Raw genomic sequence first — 16,744 nt, forward strand, 5'->3', positions numbered from 1 at the left:
CAACCGGGCCCCCTGGGAACTTTCAGGGCGGCCCCCGCGTGGGAATTGGTAGCGTAACAAAAAGCCCATCACCCACACCCACATGGAGGAACACCGCAATGGCACTTGGCGGCAACCCGATCTTCAACGGAAAGAGTTTCCGTGGAGCCACCCAGGCACCGCCTGTCCCGCAGGCTCCCTATGGCGCTCCCTACAGCCAGCAGCCGTACGGCCAGGCTCCCTACGGCCAGCAGCCGTATGGCCAGGCACCCTACGGCCAGCAGGGCTGGGGCACCCAGCCGCAGAGCATGACGGACGATCAGCTGCGGCAGATGTACAGCCAGCCGTCGGCGGGCCCGGCGGACACCGGCCGGATGACCTTCGACGACGTCATCATGAAGACCGCCGCTTGCCTCGCCGCGGTGGTTGCCGGCGCGGCAGTCACCCTGGTGGTGGCGCAGGGCCTGGCCTCGCTGCTGATGGTGGTCGGTGCCCTGGGCGGGTTCGTCCTGGCCCTGGTGAACACCTTCAAGAAGCAGCCGTCGCCGGCGCTGATCCTGGCCTACGCGGCATTGGAAGGCCTCTTCCTGGGCGGCCTGACCCGGATCCTGGATGGCATGTTCCCCGGCGTCGGGCTGCAGGCCGTGATCGGTACGCTCTCCGTTTTCGCCGTGACCCTGCTCCTCTTCAAGAGCGGCAAGGTCCGGGCCACCCCGAAGGCCATGCGGTTCTTCATGATCGCTGTTATCGGCTATGCAGTGTTTGCGCTGATCAACATGGTCATGATGTGGACAGGTGCCGTGCAGAGCCCGTTTGGCCTGCGTACCTCCGTTGAGATCTTCGGCATCCCGCTGGGCGTGTTCATCGGCCTGCTGGCCATCGGCCTCGCCGCCTTCTCGCTGATCATGGACTTCACCAGCATTGAGGCAGGCGTCCGCAGCGGCGCCCCGCAGCGCTTCTCCTGGACCGCAGCGTTCGGCCTCACGGTCACGCTGGTCTGGCTGTACGTGGAGATCATCCGCCTGCTGGCCATCCTGCGCGGCGACGACTAGGCACTCCGGCAACTTCCGCCGTCGTACTTTGACTGACCGTGGGCCCCACCGAACCGGTGGGGCCCACGGTCAGTTAAAGCGAGGCCTGCCTAGGCGATCCGCATGGCTCCGGCCGCAGGGGAGACCGTGAAGATGTCCGGGGCCGCAAAGCCGGCGTCCGCGAAAGCCTTTACGACGGCGTCACGCACGTTTTGTTCGGCGTCCACCGGGGTCAGGGCAATGGCTGCCCCGCCGAACCCGCCGCCGGTCATGCGGGCACCGAGGGCACCGTTGGCCCGGGAGGCGTCCACGGCCAGGTCCAGCTCAGGGCATGAAATCTCGAAATCGTCCCGCATGGACGCGTGGCTGGCGTCCAGCACGGGGCCGATGGCGCCCGGGCCGGGCCCGCCCAGCAACTCCACCGTCTGGAGCACCCGGTCGTTCTCGGTGACCACGTGCCGCACCCGGCGAAAGGTGACCTCGTCCAGCAACCCGCTGGCCTCCTCAAGGTCCGCCACCTTGAGGTCGCGCAGGGCCTTCACCCCCATGACCTCGGCGCCGAGCTCGCACGATGCCCGCCGTGAGGCGTAGCCGCCGTCGGCGTGGGAGTGCGACACCTTGGTATCGATCACCAGCAGCACCAGGCCGGCGGGTTCGGTTTCAAACGGGACCAGGCGCGCCGCCTGGTCCCGGCAATCCAGGAACACCGCATGGCCCTTCGAGCCGCGCAGCGACGCGGACTGGTCCATGATTCCGGTGGGCGCACCCACAAAGTCGTTCTCCGCCCGCTGGGTTGCCAGCACCATGTCCTCGGCCGCCAGCCCGGCGCCGGTGAGGTCATTCAGTGCCGTGATGACGGCGCATTCAATGGCGTGCGACGACGACAGGCCCGCACCCAGCGGGACGTTGGAGCCGAGGAGGAGATCCAGTCCCGGGACGTCGATCCCCCGTTCCCGGAGGGCCCACATGACGCCCAAGGGGTATTTGGTCCAACCCTTGGCAGTTCCGGGCCGCAGTGACTCCAGCGAGGTGGTGACCATGCCCTGGTCGCCGTAGGTCGACAACAGGCGGACTGCGGAGTCCTGCCGGACGGCCACGGCTACCCGGGCGGTGCGGTCGATGGCGAAGGGCAGCACGAAGCCTTCGTTGTAGTCCGTGTGTTCGCCGATGAGGTTCACCCGTCCCGGCGCCTGCCACACGCCGTCGGGGACGGCCCCGAATTCCTGTTCGAAACGGGCCGCCAGTTCCTGTGGCGCGGCGGCCCCGGCGTCGTGGTCGTGGTCGTGGGTGTTCACGCGTGTGCTCCTTCCGTGCTGGCCGCGAGGGCGGCAGCAGCAGGCGTGGACGACGGCGGGACGGCAACAGTGCGGAGCCGTTCCGCCACGATTTCGGGGGTGGTGTCGTTGATGAAGGCGCCCATTGCCGCTTCCGACCCGGCCAGGTACTTCAGCTTATCGGCGGCCCTGCGCGGGGATGTCAGCTGAAGGTGGAAGTAGCCCGCCGGGCGCAGGACCGCGTCCAGCGGGGCCTGGTGCCAGGCCGAGATGTAGGGGGTGGGGGTGGGATAGAGGGCATCAACCCGCTTGAGCAGGTCCAGGTAGACGTGGGCCAACTCGTCCTTCTCCTCCAAGCCCAATGAGGCGATGTCGGGGACCTGGCGGTGCGGAACCAGGTGGATTTCCAGCGGCCACCGGGCAGCGAAGGGTACATAGGCGCTGAAGTGCTTTCCTTCCACCACCATCCTGCTGCCGTCCTCCCGCTCAGCGCGCAGCAGCGAGCCGGTGAGCGTATCGCGGCCGTCCCTGGCGTCGTAATATTTCCGGGCCGCCGCACCCAGGACACCGGCGCGCGGCGTGACGTAGGGGTAGGCGTAAATCTGCCCGTGCGGATGGTGCAGGGTCACGCCGATGTCGGCCCCGCGGTTCTCGAACGGGAACACCTGCTTGATGCCCGCCATGGCGCTCAGGGCGGCGGTGCGCTGTGCCCATGCCTCGACCACGGTCCGGGACCGCTCCTCGCTCAGCCCGCTGAAGGACCCGGTGTGGTCAGGAGTGAAGGACACCACCTCGCAGCGGCCGTAGGCGGGGCCCTTGGTTCCCCATGCGGCATTTTCCGGAACCTGCCCCAGCGCCGGTCCCAGTGAGGGGAACCGGTTTTCGAAGACCACCACGTCATAGTCGCCAGCGGGGATCTCGGAAGCATTTCCGGGGGTGGTGGGGCAGATGGGGCACTGGTCCGCCGGGGGCAGGTGGGTGCGGGACTGGCGGTGAGCTGCGATGGCCACCCATTCGTCGGTCAGCGCGTCGAAACGCACCTCGCCGGGTTCCGCCCGCAGCGGCAGCCCGCGTTGGTCGGTGGTGGAGTGCGCTGCACGCGGGCCGCTGTTGCCGCCGTCATCGAAGTAGAAAAGCTCCCGGCCGTCGGAGAGATTGGTGCTGGTGATCCCTGTCATGCAAAAAGTGTGGCACAAACGATCAAAAATGAATAGTTAAGAACAAAATGTAACAGTGGGGTGTGGATGGAGGTGCCCGGCCGGTCGTTGTACGGTAAACCCCATGACTGCCTCTTCCGAACCGGAACCGGAAACTACTGCCCCTGCCCCCGCCCGGCCCTGCGCCACCGGCCGGCAATACGAGCTCCGCCGGGGTGACGCCGTGGCCGTGGTGACCGAGCTCGCCGCCGGCCTCCGTTCATTCAGCCGCGGCGGGTTCCTCCTGACCGAGACCTACGGCGATGACGAGATCGCACCGGGCGGCGCCGGCATCACGCTTGCCCCGTGGGCCAACAGGGTGGAGGACGGACAATGGTTCCTCGACGGCAAGAAGCAACAACTGGACATCACCGAAGTGTCCCGCAACAATGCCAGCCACGGCCTGCTTCGAAACGCGGGCTACGTCCGCGTCGGCGAATCCCCCCACGCTGTGGCGCTGGAAGCCACCGCCTTTCCGCAACACGGCTACCCGTTCCTGGTGCGGCACCGGGTGGAATACCAGGTTTCGGAAGACCTGGGGCTGCACGTCCGGCAAACCCTCACCAACGACGGCACTGCCGCCGCGCCCTTCGTCCTCGGCGCCCACCCCTACCTGCGCGTCGGTGACACTCCGGTTGAGGAACTGCAGCTGACCGTGTCTGCCGCCACCCGGCTGGTAACCGATGGGCGCCTCATCCCGCGCAGTGCGGCCCCGGTCGACGGGGACGTCGATTTCCGGGCCGGCCGTCACATCGCGGACCTTGCAGTCGACGTCGCCCTGACGGACCTCCGCTTCGAGGACGGTCTGGCCAGGCATACCCTGGCCGCGGATGACGGCAGCTGCGTATCGCTCTGGCAGGACGAATCCTGCCAGTACGTCCATGTCTTCGTGAGCGCGGTCTATCCGGGCCGGACGCGGGCGGTGGCGGTGGAGCCGATGACGGGACCGGCCAACGCCTTCAACTCCGGCGAGGGCCTTCGATGGCTGGCGCCGGGGGAGTCCTTCAGCATGGAATGGGGGATCGACTACACCCCCGGCACGGCGGGCCAGTAGTTTCCTATCGGGACGGCGCTGGGGAAGTATTGGTACATGACGCCAAAAGAGGACGACGTTACCCTTGCCCATCCCGCACCGGTACCCCCAGTGCCGGCCCCTGCCGCCGCCGCGCCCCTGCGGGTCCTCACCGACCGTGAACTGGACAAGGACATCCCGTACGGTATCCGGATCGCCGCCTCCTGGTCGTGGCGGCTGGGCCTGATCCTCCTGATGGCCGGGACACTGGTGTGGCTGCTCAGCCACATCACCCTCCTGATCATTCCCATCATGGTGGCCGCGCTCCTGGCCGGGCTGCTCAGCCCCGTCACGGCATGGCTGAAGCGCCGCGGGCTGCCCGCAGGATTGTCCGTGGCGGTGACCGTGATCGGGTTCATCGGCGTCATCGCAGGTGCGCTGGCACTGGTGGGCAGGCAGCTGGTGGTCGGTTTCGGCGAGCTCTACTCGCAGGCCCTCGAAGGCGTCCGGCAGGTCCAGGACTGGCTGTCGGCCGGCCCGCTGCACCTGACCGCCACCCAGATCGACCAGTACGTCAAGGAAGCCACCGACGCTCTGCAGAACAACAGCAGCAGCATCCTCAGCGGAGCCCTGTCCTTTGGCAGCACCGCCGGACACTTCGCCGCCGGCATGCTCCTCTCACTGTTCATCCTGATCTTCTTCCTCCTGGAAGGTGACCGGATCTGGGCCTTCCTGGTCAGGATGCTTCCCCGCAAAGCCCGGGCAGCAACCTTCGGTGCCGGCCAAAAGGGCTGGGCATCCATGGTCAGCTACGCGCGCATCCAAATGTTCGTGGCCGCCGTCGACGCGTTGGGCATCGGTGTGGGGGCCGCCATCATCGGTGTCCCGCTGGCGCTTCCCCTGGGGGTGCTGGTGTTCCTCGGCTCCTTCATCCCCGTGGTAGGCGCCCTGGTGACCGGCGTCGTCGCCGTCCTCCTTGCTCTGGTGGCCAACGGTCCCGTGAACGCCCTGATCATGCTGGGCATCGTCCTGCTGGTCCAGCAGCTTGAGGGGCACATTCTGCAGCCCCTGGTCATGGGCAAGGCAGTGTCACTCCATCCGGTCGCCGTGATCCTCAGCGTTGCGGCAGGCTCGTACCTCGCAGGCATTCCCGGAGCGCTGTTCTCCGTGCCTATCCTGGCCGTAGCAAACTCGGCCGTTCGCTACATTGCCGCCAGAACGTGGGAACATGAACAAGTGCCGGTAATCGCCGGGAGGCCCATCACAGCCGGAGCGGGCGGGGACAACACCATCGAGGACGTTGAACCGCCAACTGCATCCGACGCCGGGAACGGTCCGGAAGCTGGCACGTCATCCGAACAACGTGATGCCCACGTCGCCTCTCCGGAGGGCACCGGGGCAAAACCCAGAGGAGAGTAGTCCGTGAAGATCCTTGAAACCCTTCCCGTCACACTGGACGATGTCCTTGAGGCGCAGAAGCTGCTTGACGGGATCATTGCGCGCACCCCCGTTGAATCGTCCCGGGCCCTGGGCGGCATGGTGGGTGGCGACGTCCATTTCAAATGCGAAAACCTGCAGCGCGCCGGATCCTTCAAGGTCCGGGGAGCCTACGTCCGCATGGCCCGGCTCTCCCCGGAAGAGAAAAAACGGGGCGTCGTGGCAGCCTCGGCCGGCAACCACGCCCAGGGCGTTGCCGTTGCCGCCAAGAGCCTTGGCATCAAAGCCCGTATCTACATGCCCCTGGGCGTAGCGCTGCCCAAGCTCGCCGCCACCCGGAGCCATGGCGCCGAAGTCATCCTGCACGGGCACAACGTGGACGAGGCGCTCGCCGAAGCCCAGCGCTACAGCGACGAAACCGGCATGGTCTTCGTCCACCCGTTCGACAATGTGGACGTGGTGGCAGGCCAGGGCACCGTAGGCCTGGAAATCCTTGAACAGGTCCCGGATGTCGACACGGTCCTCATGGGCGTGGGCGGCGGCGGCCTCCTCGCAGGAGTCGCCGTCGCCATCAAGGCCCGCGCCAGGGAACTTGGCAGGGAGATCCGCATCATCGGCGTCCAGGCGGAGAACGCTGCCGCCTACCCGCCCTCACTCGCCGCCGACGCTTTGGTGCCCCTGAAGAAGGTCTCCACCATGGCGGACGGCATCGCCGTGGGACGCCCGGGACAGCTGCCCTTCAGCATCATCCGCGAACTGGTTGACGATGTAGTCACTGTCAGTGAAGACTCCCTGGCCCGCGCCCTGATCTTCCTGCTGGAGCGGGCCAAGATGGTGGTGGAACCCGCCGGGGCCGTGGGTGTCGCCGCACTCATGGACGGCAAGATCGAGAACCCCGGATCCACCGTGGTGGTCCTTTCCGGGGGAAACATCGACCCGATGCTGATGCTCAAAGTCATCCAGCGCGGCCTCTCCGCTGCCGGACGCTACATGACCGTGCGGATGATGCTCGACGACCGCCCCGGTTCATTGGCAACCATTGCCCGCATCATTGCCGAAAACGACGCCAACGTCACCGGCCTGGACCACACGAGGGTGGGTGGCTCGATCAGCATGGGAGATGTGTCCATCACCGTGAACCTTGAGACCAAGGGCCACCAGCATGGCGAGCAGGTCCTCAGTGCACTTCGCGCCGAGGGTTTCCAGCCGATTGTCGTCCACTAGGTACGGCCGTGGCCGGGCTGGGTAGCGGACTGGGGAGCAGCGGGCGGGGCACGGACCGGCAGACCATCGCGTCGCGCGCCAAGGGCGGCCTGCTGGTGCTTGGCGGATTCGTGGCACTGCTGTTCGCCATCGAAGTGGTGAACACGCTGATGATGGGCGCCCTGACGCGCACCTTCGGGCTGCGGCCCAGGAGCGCCGACGGGCTGCTGGACATCTTCACCTTCCCGCTCCTGCACGCCAACTTCAACCACCTGCTGTCCAACAGCCTGCCCCTAGTCATCTTCGGGTTCCTGGTCTTCCTTTCAGGGCTGCGCGTCTTCCTCACGGCCCTGGCCTTCAGCTGGCTCGGCAGCGGGGTGGCTGTCTGGCTCATCGGCGACGGTGTCACGGTGGGCGCATCCGGGCTTGTCTTCGGGCTCTTTGCCTTCCTCCTGGTCCGTGGCTTCTTCAACCGCAGCTGGCGGCAGATCCTGCTCGCAGTTGTCCTCTTCATGGGCTACGGAAGCATCCTGTTGGGTGCCCTTCCCTTCGTTGCGGGCTACGTGAGCTGGCAGGCGCACCTGGGCGGCGCTGCGGGCGGAGTAGTGGCGGCGCTGCTGCTGCGTCCACGGGCGCCCGTGCTCACACGGGAGTCCTGACTCCGGTCACCTCTGCGCACAGCACGCTGTATGCACAAAAAAGCGGCGGCCGTCCCCAGCTGGGGACGGCCACCGCTTTTTGCAGGACGGGGTGCCTGCCGGTATTAGCCGGTGTAGGGCTTGGCAGAGAGAATCTCCACCTTGATGTCCTTGCCGTTGGGCGCCACGTAGCTGAGGGTCTCGCCCTCCTTGTGCCCCAGGATGGCTGCACCGAGGGGCGACTTTTCGCTGAAGACATCCAGGTCGGAGCCGCCTGCGATTTCGCGCGACCCCAGCAGGAACGTCTCCTCATCGCCGGCAATCCTGGCGACCACGATCATGCCGGGCTCCACGATGCCGTCATCGGCAGGCGCTTCACCCACATGGGCGTCCCGGAGCAGTACCGTGAGCTGGCGGATGCGGGCTTCAATCTTGCCCTGCTCCTCCTTGGCCGCGTGGTAGCCCCCGTTTTCCTTGAGGTCCCCCTCTTGCCGCGCTGCTTCAATCTTCTGGACGATCTCCGCCCGGCCTGCGCCGGAAAGGTGGTCCAGCTCTGCCTTCAGGCGGTCAAAAGCTTCCTGGGTAAGCCAGGCTGCAGATGCGCTGTTGGTGGTAGACACGGACTTCTCCTCTAGTGGTCCTACATGCAAAAGACCCCGCCACGGTGGCCACTTGTGGAACAGTAACCAGCTCAGCGGGGTAAAGGTATCTCTCCATTGTAGTCAATCCTCTGGAGATAACCCAACAGGCAAGCGTCGCGCATCACATCCTTTACGACGTTCCGCCAGGAATCCAGCAACTGTCCACCACGCCGGAGACCGACGCCGACTCCGTGCGCAACGTGACGCGCTGGGCGACTGTCCTGCCGCCGTCGGCTGTCCCGTCCGCTGCCGACGGCGGAATGTCCACCACCTTCCAGCCCACCACCGCGAACTTGGAGTCCAGCGCCTTCACGGCACACTTGACGGGGTTGGCCGGTTCCCTGGTGACCTGGAAATCCACTTCCGCCAGCGTGGCATCGGTGGTGCTGTACCCCACGTCCTTGTACGTCACCCCTGACAGCGAGTTGGAGGTGGTCACCCAAGCCAGAAAGCCGATTCCGACGACGAGCGCGGCGCCGATCGCAGCCCGCGCGGCTTTGGGGGAGAGCCGGCGCTTTTTAGCACCATACCGATTGGCTAGGCTAGTGTCTGCGGGCGCGGATTGGGCCGGCTGGTCCGGGGAAGTCACCAGACCAGTTTAGTGCCCTTTCCGCTGGACCCTTCGCGGCGGCTGCGGCTGCCGCCTCCCGGGCCAATGCGCCGCGCCCTACAACCGTAAGCTGCCACAAGCCGCGCACAACGAATAAGGAGCCGTCCCCTCCATGACAGCGTCCAGCAACCCCCAGGTTCCGCTCCGGCTGCTCGCGGTCCACGCCCACCCGGACGACGAATCCAGCAAGGGCGCCGCAACCATGGCGATGTACGCGTCAGCCGGTGTCGACGTCCTGGTGGCAACCTGCACCGACGGTTCCCGCGGCGACATCCAGAACCCTGCTATGGAAGGCGTGCCGCATCCCAAAAGGGACATGGCCGGTGCCCGGAGGCTGGAGATGCAGCAGGCGGCCGCCATCCTGGGCATCCGCCAGCAGTGGCTCGGGTTTGTGGACTCGGGCCTGCCGGAAGGCGACCCGCTGCCGCCGCTTCCGGCCGGGTCCTTTGCCACCCTGCCCCTCCAGCAGGCCGCGGCACCCCTGGTCCGCCTGGTCCGGTCCTTCAAGCCCCACGTGATCCTGAGCTATGACGAGAACGGCGGCTACCCCCACCCGGACCACATCATGGCCCACCGGGTGGCCGTGGAAGCCTTCCACACCGCCGGGGATTCCGAACGCTACCCCGGGGCGGGGGAAGCCTGGGAGCCCAGCAAGCTCTACTACGACCGTGCCTTCAGCCCGGAAAGGTTCCGGGCGCTGCACTTTGCCCTCGAAGAGGCGGGGCTGCAGTCTCCGTACGCTGAACGCCTAGCGGCCTGGCTGGAGTCGGACGCCGAGGGCCACACCCCGCCTCCGGCCGCGCACCCCACCACCACCCAGGTGGACTGCGGCGACTTCTTCGAAGTGCGCGACGACGCCCTGCGCGCCCACAGCACCCAGGTGGATCCGCTGGGGTTCTTCTTCGCGGTGTCGCCGGACATGCAGCGCAGGGTCTGGCCATGGGAGGACTACTCCCTGATCCACTCGCGGGTGCCGTCAGAACTCCCAGAGAAGGACTTGTTCGCCGGGCTAAGATAGAAACGCAGGCTATTTCTATCTTGCGTAGAAGACAGGCGCGGCGACCGGCCGTTTCCTCCGCGTCCTGCTGCATCCGTTCCACCAGAAGGTATTTACCGTGCATTCTCTGCTCTTGAGCCTCGCCACCACGCCGAGCCCGCTGCCCACTCCGACGCTCCGGGACGGGATTTCCGAGGACCAAGTGACGCCGGGCCTGCTGGGCTTCATCATGACGGCGTTCTTCGTTGTGGCCACCGCCCTGCTCATCGTGGACATGGTGCGCCGCATCCGCCGCGTCCGCTACCGCGCCCAGGTCGAGGAGGAACGCCAGGCCGCCGCTGCCGAGGCAGACATTGACGCGGCGGACGCCCAGGACGGGCTCGACGGCGGCACGCACCAGGCAGCACCGAAGGCCAGCGGAAGCGGTCCTGCCGACGGTCTTTCACGGCCCCGCGAGTAGGGAAAGCGCGCGGTGGTTCCGGGCGTTCTATGCAAGGACCGCCAGGGCAATCGCCACGAAGTGGGCCGCGAAGGCAAGCACGGTGAACGCGTGGAACAGTTCGTGGAAGCCGAAGTGGTGGTAGCTGAAATTCGGCTTCTTCAGTGCGTAGAACACGGCGCCCGTGATGTAGAGGACCCCGCCCACGCAGACCAGGACGGCTGCCGGAATGCTGGCCTGGAAGAACTGGGGCAGGTAGAAGAGCGCGCCGCAGCCCAGTGCGATATAGATCGGAACGTAGAGCCAGCGCGGCGCATCGGTCCACAGCAGCCGGAACAGGACGCCGAGGATGGCGCCGGACCAGATGACCCAGAGGAGCACCACCGCCTGCTGCCGCTCCAGCAATGTCCAGGCCAGCGGCGTGTAGGTGCCGGCGATCACCAGCATGATGTTGGTGTGGTCCAACCGCTTCAGGACGAGCTTGACCCGCGGTGACCAGTTGCCGCGGTGGTAGACGGCGCTGACTCCGAAGAGCAGGACGCCGGTAGCAGCGTAGATAGCGGAGGTGATCCGCCGGTCCGCGGTGGGGGCCAGGACAACCAGGATGATCCCTGCGGCGAGTGCCAGCGGCGCCGTCACGGTGTGGATCCAGCCGCGCCATTTCGGCTTGATCATCAACAGTTCCGCCAGGCGGACCGCGGCGTCATCCACCGCGCTGGGCTCCGGATCCGCACCGGCGTTCCTGTCCTCCGGCCGGGGCGCCGGGGTGGCCTGCGGAGAGTCGCTGTTCATGGCACCAGAATAACTTACGGACCGGTAAGTTACTGCCGGGTAACTTGCCGCGGAGGCCCGTCCTGCCGTGCTGCCTGTCCCGGAGGGCGGCTGGCGGTAGCCTAGGATGTGGATGTACGTACGGCAGGAAAGTCAGGTGAGTGGACGCGTGGAGTTGCCCGGGTTCCTCTATGGCTATTACGAGCGCCGGCTGCTCAAGGATCTTCCCCGCGACCGTATTCCCCGGCACATCGGTGTGATGGTGGACGGCAACCGGCGCTGGGCCAAGCAGTTCAACGCCCCCACGGCCCAGGGTCACCAGGCCGGTGCGGACAAGATCCACGAGTTCCTGGGCTGGTGCCAGGAACTGGGTGTCAAAGTGGTGACGCTGTACATGCTCTCCACGGACAACATGAACCGCTCCAGCGAGGAACTGGACCTGCTGATGGGGATCATCGCCAATACCCTGGACCGGCTGGACGAAGACGCCAACATCTCCGTCCATGCCATGGGTGCCCCGGAACTGCTGCCGGACTACCTGGCCGAGAGGCTGAACAAGCTCACAGCCAGGACCCCTGTCCGGGAAAAGATCCACGTGAACGTGGCCGTGGGCTACGGCGGCCGCCGGGAGATCGTGGACGCCGTCCGCGAACTCCTCCACGATGCCGTGGCCAAGGGCATGGACATCTCCAAGCTCGCCGACGACCTGTGCGTCGATGACATCTCACGCTTCCTCTACACGCGCGGCCAGCCGGACCCTGACCTGGTCATCAGGACATCTGGGGAGCAGCGGCTCTCCGGATTCTTGATGTGGCAGAGCGCCTACAGCGAGTTCTACTTCTGCGAGGCCCTGTGGCCTGCCTTCCGCAAGGTCGATTTCCTACGCGCGCTGCGGGACTACGCCGGCCGGCAGCGGCGCTTCGGCGCCTGAAACCCCCGGTTCATCACGAGTTCATACATCCGCCGGAGAAATCGCCGTCAAATAGTTGCGGAAATGGGCCGCCGTGGATTTACGTTATATCCATCAGCAGGCAAAACCGCCGGCTGATCGGGGAGGCCAATACATGGAGCGGAACATCGCACCGGTTGTATGGGAGGCCGGACCCGGCCTCGTGGCCGAGCCGCCTCACCAATAACAATTCCGGGCTGGCGCCCGGGGCTGGAGTCGATGTGGCTACTTCTGAACAACTGCCCGAGGTCCTTGTTGGACAGGGCGGAAAAGCTACCTCTCGCGCCGAGCGAGCAACCTCTGAGACCGGCGCAGCAACTGATGCTGCGGCCGGTTTTGCTGTCTCCGGAAGGGAAGCCGACATCCACACCTTCGTCATCGACACCTCCGTCCTGCTTTCCGACCCGCGGGCACTCTTGCGGTTCGCCGAACACGACGTGGTGGTCCCCGTCGTCGTCATCACCGAGCTCGAAGCCAAGCGGCACGATCCGGAATTGGGATACTTCGCCCGCAATGCCCTGCGCCTCCTGGACGACCTCCGGGTCAAGCACGGCGGCTTGAACCAGCCCCTTCCCATCGGGGATGAGGGCGGCACCCTCATGGTGGAGCTGAACCACATTTCCTCAGAGGTGCTGCCGCTGGGGTTCCGCAGCGGGGACAATGACAGCCGCATCCTTGCCGTTGCCAAGAACCTGGCCAACGAGGGGCGCAACGTCACGGTGGTCTCCAAGGACCTGCCCATGCGCGTCAAAGCCTCCGCCATGGGCCTCACAGCCGACGAGTACCGCAATGAGCTGGTCAAGGACTCCGGCTGGACGGGCGTCGCGGAAATCGACGCGGACGAACAGGAGATCGCCACCCTGTACGGCCACGAGCCCGTCTTCATCCCCGCCGCCGCCGAACTGCCCGTCAACACCGGGCTGGTGCTGCTCTCCAACCGCGGTTCAGCGCTGGGCCGGGTGGGCGCGGACAAGCAGGTCCGCCTGGTCAAGGGCGACCGCGACGTCTTCGGCCTCCACGGCCGGTCCGCCGAGCAGCGCCTGGCCATCGACATGCTGATGGATCCCGGCGTCGGCATCGTTTCCATCGGAGGCCGGGCCGGCACCGGCAAGTCTGCGCTGGCCCTCTGCGCGGGCCTCGAAGCCGTGCTGGAACGGCGTGAACACCGCAAGGTGATCGTCTTCCGGCCCCTCTATGCGGTGGGCGGACAGGAGCTGGGCTACCTGCCGGGCTCGGAGTCCGAGAAGATGAACCCGTGGGCGCAGGCAGTCTTTGACACCCTCGGCGCCCTGGTCAGCCAGGAAGTAGTGGAGGAGGTCATGGACCGCGGCATGCTCGAGGTCATGCCCCTCACCCACATCCGCGGACGCTCCCTCCACGACGCTTTCGTGATCGTGGACGAGGCCCAGTCCCTCGAAAAGAACGTCCTCCTCACGGTCATGAGCCGCATGGGACAGAACTCCAAGATCGTCCTCACCCACGACGTCGCCCAGCGTGACAACCTCCGCGTCGGACGGCACGACGGTATTGCCGCCGTCGTCGAAACCCTGAAAGGACACCCGCTCTTCGGCCACGTCACCCTGACCCGCTCGGAACGCTCGCCAATCGCCGCCCTGGTGACAGAGCTCCTCGAAGGCTGACCGGGTGCGTGGGGCACCCTTCCTCTGCGTGCTGGCTCGTTCCGCCCCACCGTCCCCCTGGCCTCGCAAGCTCGACCAGGGAACCCTGACGGCGTGGGCCCGCCTTTGACGCACGCTGCCGGAAGGCTGCCCCACGCCCAAGCCGGGTTGCGGCCCTTCTCGTAGGAGCGCATCGCGGCGCATCGGCCGCCGTAGGTCGCCCAGCGACCGGAGGTGGCCCTATGCGCTGTGTCTAAGCGACGGAGAAGGACCGTGGCCCGGCGTACCCAGCCCCGGAGAGGCACTCAACGCACGTGGAGGAAGCTGGCCGCTGCTTCGTGGCCTTCTACCTGCAGCTCCCAGTCCGGGCGGTTGAAGGTTTTCGGGGTGAGGCGGACGTGCTGGAGTGTCTCTACCTTGGTGCCCCAAGCCTTGCGGCTGGTGCCGTTCAGTTCGTAGCCGAGGGAACGGGAGACGCCCAGGGAAGCGCTGTTCCAGGCCGCGGCTTCGGATTCGGCCACTTCGGCGCCCAGCCAGTCAAAGGCCCAGAGCACGACGGCGGCACGCATCTCCCTGCCCAGCCCGCGGCCCTGGACGGACTGCTTGAGCCACGAGCCGGTGGAGACGGTTTTCCGGACCGCGAACTCCTTGGCGCCGACATCCTGGCATCCGATGAATTGGTCCTCGTGCCAGATGCCCAGGAGCAGCGTCCAGTCCTCCGGTGTGAACCCGCCGCGGCAGCGCCAGTACCAGCGGGCCATGTTGGGGCCAAGCTCGTCGTCGGGCAGTTCTGTCCACGGCGTGCTGAAAGGGTTCCTGGCGGCGTCGTGAATGCCGCTGCGGGCGGCAGCGACTGCTGCCGGGATGTCCTGGTCCGTGATGGGACGGAGCTCCAGCCGGGGCGTAGTCAGCCGAAGGTCGAACAGGGGCCAGAGTGTGCTCAGCGTGGTCATCCGGGAAGCCTAGCCGACGGGCGCTGACGCACGCTGTCACGTTCAGGCCGGTATGTCCCAGCTGATGTGCCGGCGGACATCGGTGAGGTTCATGGACTGGGCCAGGAAGAGGTCATCCAGCATGTACTCGTCCACGGCGATGATCCGGATCCAGTGGCCGTATCCCTCCGTTTCCGTTTCCAGCGACTGGCTGGACACACAGACTCCGGTGTCCACGTCCACCCGAAGGAGGGAGCTGCCGGGAAGGCAGAGGGGAGCGGCAGGATCGGCGGGGCGGTACGCGGCATTGGGAACCACCACGGCTTCAAGGACCCGCCGGCCCTCGTGGTCGGAGTACCGCACCTCCCGGATGTCCAGCGCGTTGCTGCCGGGAAACTCGATGGGCACCGGGGCGTTGCCCGCGAGCTCCACGGGATCCAGGGCCGCCGAGAAGCGTCCGTTGCCGAAGCCGGGTTCGCCGTAGGCTGCCTCCGGACGGCGGCGCACCAGCCCGCCGTCGTCATAGACGGGGGTGACCAGGTGTGGCGGGAGGAGCCAGGATTTGCGCGTGGCGCTGACATAGAAGACGTCGCGGGAATCGTTGATGCCCGTGGTGCTGTGCAGGACCAGCCGCTCGGGGCTTTCCAGGCGGAGCGCACCCGGCCGCCGCAGCCAGGCGCGGACGAACGGGGCGCCCGGGGCGGGGGCAGACGCAAAGGCCTGGTCCCAGTACTCGAAGCGCAGCGACTGCCACTTCCAGGGGGAGGACCGGCACAGGTTCCGGAACACGGCGGCAAGGTCCGCCGGGGCGGCAGGAGAGTCCGGACCCGGGCCGCGCCGGGAGTCCCAGGTCGACATATCCACATTTTACGCGGGTGCACTACGGCGGGAATGGGGGGATCCAGTAGCATCCGAGGGGTGATCGGACGACTCGGTGAACTCTGGCAACACACCCCGCTTGCCTTCTGGCTGGTTCTGGCGGCGTGCCTCTACTTCGCGGTGATGGCGGTCCGGCTGACCGTCATCGACGTCCGGCACCACCTCCTGCCCAACCGGATCGTCTTTCCGTCCTATGGCGTGGCCGGGGTGCTCCTGCTCGCGGCGGCCGCCATCGCATGGGCCGGCCCGCTTCCGGATGCGGGGGCCACCGGTTTCCTGTCCAGCCCGGCCGTGCGCGTGGTGGCAGGAGCGGGGATCCTGTGGCTGTTCTATTTCGTCCTCCGCTTTGTGTACCCGCCGGGCATGGGGTTCGGCGACGTCAAACTCGCAGGAGTGCTGGGCATGTACCTGGGTTACCTGGGCTGGGGCCACCTGTTCGCCGGAACCTTCCTGGCCTTCCTCCTCGGCGGCCTGTGGTCCCTGGCCCTCCTCGCAGCCCGGAAGGGAACCCTGAAGTCGTCCATTCCGTTTGGACCGTTCATGCTTGCCGGAGCCGCGGCAGCCATGCTGCTTCCCGCTTGACCGCGGGGAAGCGCCCCGGTTTGGATAGGCTGGCCCTATGCCTGCACCCGAGTATGTCCTGAAGCTGCGCCAAAAAATCGGCAACGATCCCATTTGGGTACCGGGCGTGCGTGGCGTGGTGGTGGACGACGCCGGCAGGATCCTGCTGGCCCAGCGGGCCGACAACGGCCAGTGGGCGCTGGTCAGCGGCATGCTCGACCCCGGCGAGCAGCCGGCACGCGGCCTGGTCCGCGAGATTTTCGAGGAGACGGCCGTGGTGGCCGAGGCCGAACGCGTGGTGTCCGTGGGCGCGGTAGGTCCGGTCACCTATCCCAACGGTGACGTCTGCGAATTCCTGGACGTGGTGTTCCTTTGCCGGTACGTCTCCGGGGAAGCCAGGGTCAACGACGACGAATCCCTGGCTGTCGGCTGGTTTACCCTTGACGACCTTCCCGAGCTGATGCCGGGGCACCTCACCAGCATCCGGCAGGCGCTGGCCCCCACCTTAGCAGTCCACTTCGAGCCGTAGCGGCCGCAGCGGCGAACCCTTAAACGACACAGGGGCGCCGCAACCCC

The 16,744-nt window shown here is 66.7% G+C and carries 18 protein-coding genes; 11 read left to right on the forward strand and 7 right to left on the reverse strand.

From position 1 onward, the window contains the following. Positions 1–98 precede the first annotated feature (98 nt). Positions 99–1,031 carry a Bax inhibitor-1/YccA family protein gene (locus tag ACFVTD_RS06335; RefSeq protein WP_387559734.1) on the forward strand — a complete coding sequence of 311 codons (933 nt, stop codon included), beginning with the start codon at positions 99–101 and terminating at the stop codon, positions 1,029–1,031. An 89-nt stretch (positions 1,032–1,120) separates the two neighbouring features. Here the strand turns inward: ACFVTD_RS06335 and galK are convergent, their stop codons facing one another. Further along, entirely contained in the window at positions 1,121–2,305 is a 1,185-nt protein-coding gene (galK, locus tag ACFVTD_RS06340) for a galactokinase (RefSeq protein ID WP_387559737.1), read from the reverse strand. Then, the gene (gene galT, locus ACFVTD_RS06345) at positions 2,302–3,462 is read right to left on the reverse strand and encodes a galactose-1-phosphate uridylyltransferase (protein ID WP_387559740.1); all 1,161 of its coding nucleotides are present in this window, start codon (positions 3,460–3,462) and stop codon (positions 2,302–2,304) included. Before galT ends, galK begins: the two co-directional genes overlap by 4 nt. Before the next feature lie 103 nt (positions 3,463–3,565). Here galT and ACFVTD_RS06350 point away from each other — a divergent pair, with 103 nt between their 5' ends. From ACFVTD_RS06350 to ACFVTD_RS06365, 4 genes are read left to right on the forward strand one after another with little or no spacing between them, the layout of a single operon-like run. Next, on the forward strand, positions 3,566–4,534 hold the full coding sequence (locus ACFVTD_RS06350) for an aldose 1-epimerase family protein (RefSeq protein ID WP_387559743.1): 969 nt from the start codon (positions 3,566–3,568) through the stop codon (positions 4,532–4,534). Between the two features lie 36 nt (positions 4,535–4,570). After that, positions 4,571–5,911 (forward strand): AI-2E family transporter, encoded by a 1,341-nt coding sequence (locus ACFVTD_RS06355; RefSeq protein WP_387559746.1) that lies wholly within the window; start codon positions 4,571–4,573, stop codon positions 5,909–5,911. Between the two features lie 3 nt (positions 5,912–5,914). Further along, complete coding sequence (gene ilvA / locus ACFVTD_RS06360) at positions 5,915–7,153, forward strand: threonine ammonia-lyase (RefSeq protein ID WP_141161183.1); 1,239 nt, start codon at positions 5,915–5,917, stop codon at positions 7,151–7,153. Positions 7,154–7,170: 17 nt separating this feature from the next. Then, positions 7,171–7,791 (forward strand): rhomboid family intramembrane serine protease, encoded by a 621-nt coding sequence (locus ACFVTD_RS06365; RefSeq protein WP_387560513.1) that lies wholly within the window; start codon positions 7,171–7,173, stop codon positions 7,789–7,791. Positions 7,792–7,895: 104 nt separating this feature from the next. On the opposite strand, the gene greA is transcribed toward ACFVTD_RS06365, so the two are convergent. Together greA and ACFVTD_RS06375 are read right to left on the reverse strand one after the other, a co-directional pair. Next, the gene (gene greA, locus ACFVTD_RS06370) at positions 7,896–8,390 is read right to left on the reverse strand and encodes a transcription elongation factor GreA (protein WP_387559748.1); all 495 of its coding nucleotides are present in this window, start codon (positions 8,388–8,390) and stop codon (positions 7,896–7,898) included. A gap of 151 nt (positions 8,391–8,541) precedes the next feature. Beyond that, complete coding sequence (locus ACFVTD_RS06375; RefSeq protein ID WP_387559751.1) at positions 8,542–9,000, reverse strand: DUF4307 domain-containing protein; 459 nt, start codon at positions 8,998–9,000, stop codon at positions 8,542–8,544. Between the two features lie 133 nt (positions 9,001–9,133). Here ACFVTD_RS06375 and mca point away from each other — a divergent pair, with 133 nt between their 5' ends. Both mca and ACFVTD_RS06385 read left to right on the forward strand, forming a co-directional pair. Further along, positions 9,134–10,039 carry a mycothiol conjugate amidase Mca gene (gene mca / locus ACFVTD_RS06380; protein WP_387559754.1) on the forward strand — a complete coding sequence of 302 codons (906 nt, stop codon included), beginning with the start codon at positions 9,134–9,136 and terminating at the stop codon, positions 10,037–10,039. Between the two features lie 97 nt (positions 10,040–10,136). Then, positions 10,137–10,478 (forward strand): hypothetical protein, encoded by a 342-nt coding sequence (locus ACFVTD_RS06385; protein WP_387559757.1) that lies wholly within the window; start codon positions 10,137–10,139, stop codon positions 10,476–10,478. A 27-nt stretch (positions 10,479–10,505) separates the two neighbouring features. On the opposite strand, the gene ACFVTD_RS06390 is transcribed toward ACFVTD_RS06385, so the two are convergent. Then, positions 10,506–11,249: a hemolysin III family protein gene (locus tag ACFVTD_RS06390; RefSeq protein ID WP_387559760.1), complete on the reverse strand. Its 744-nt coding sequence runs from the start codon at positions 11,247–11,249 to the stop codon at positions 10,506–10,508. 148 nt (positions 11,250–11,397) lie between these two features. Here ACFVTD_RS06390 and ACFVTD_RS06395 point away from each other — a divergent pair, with 148 nt between their 5' ends. Both ACFVTD_RS06395 and ACFVTD_RS06400 read left to right on the forward strand, forming a co-directional pair. Continuing rightward, complete coding sequence (locus tag ACFVTD_RS06395) at positions 11,398–12,159, forward strand: isoprenyl transferase (protein ID WP_141161648.1); 762 nt, start codon at positions 11,398–11,400, stop codon at positions 12,157–12,159. Between the two features lie 239 nt (positions 12,160–12,398). Further along, a complete protein-coding gene (locus tag ACFVTD_RS06400) occupies positions 12,399–13,817 on the forward strand; it encodes a PhoH family protein (RefSeq protein WP_387559763.1) in 1,419 nt (472 codons plus the stop codon). A 284-nt stretch (positions 13,818–14,101) separates the two neighbouring features. Here the strand turns inward: ACFVTD_RS06400 and ACFVTD_RS06405 are convergent, their stop codons facing one another. After that, positions 14,102–14,749: a GNAT family N-acetyltransferase gene (locus ACFVTD_RS06405; protein ID WP_387559766.1), complete on the reverse strand. Its 648-nt coding sequence runs from the start codon at positions 14,747–14,749 to the stop codon at positions 14,102–14,104. 42 nt (positions 14,750–14,791) lie between these two features. Continuing rightward, positions 14,792–15,586, reverse strand: coding sequence for a hypothetical protein (locus ACFVTD_RS06410; protein WP_387559769.1), 795 nt, complete (start codon positions 15,584–15,586; stop codon positions 14,792–14,794). Positions 15,587–15,646: 60 nt separating this feature from the next. On the opposite strand from ACFVTD_RS06410, the gene ACFVTD_RS06415 reads away from it, so the two are divergent. Further along, a complete protein-coding gene (locus tag ACFVTD_RS06415) occupies positions 15,647–16,189 on the forward strand; it encodes a prepilin peptidase (RefSeq protein WP_387559772.1) in 543 nt (180 codons plus the stop codon). Between the two features lie 37 nt (positions 16,190–16,226). Continuing rightward, positions 16,227–16,697 (forward strand): NUDIX domain-containing protein, encoded by a 471-nt coding sequence (locus ACFVTD_RS06420; protein ID WP_387559775.1) that lies wholly within the window; start codon positions 16,227–16,229, stop codon positions 16,695–16,697. Positions 16,698–16,744 lie beyond the last annotated feature (47 nt).

This window comes from Pseudarthrobacter sp. NPDC058119, assembly GCF_042884655.1.
Lineage (GTDB): Bacteria > Actinomycetota > Actinomycetes > Actinomycetales > Micrococcaceae > Arthrobacter.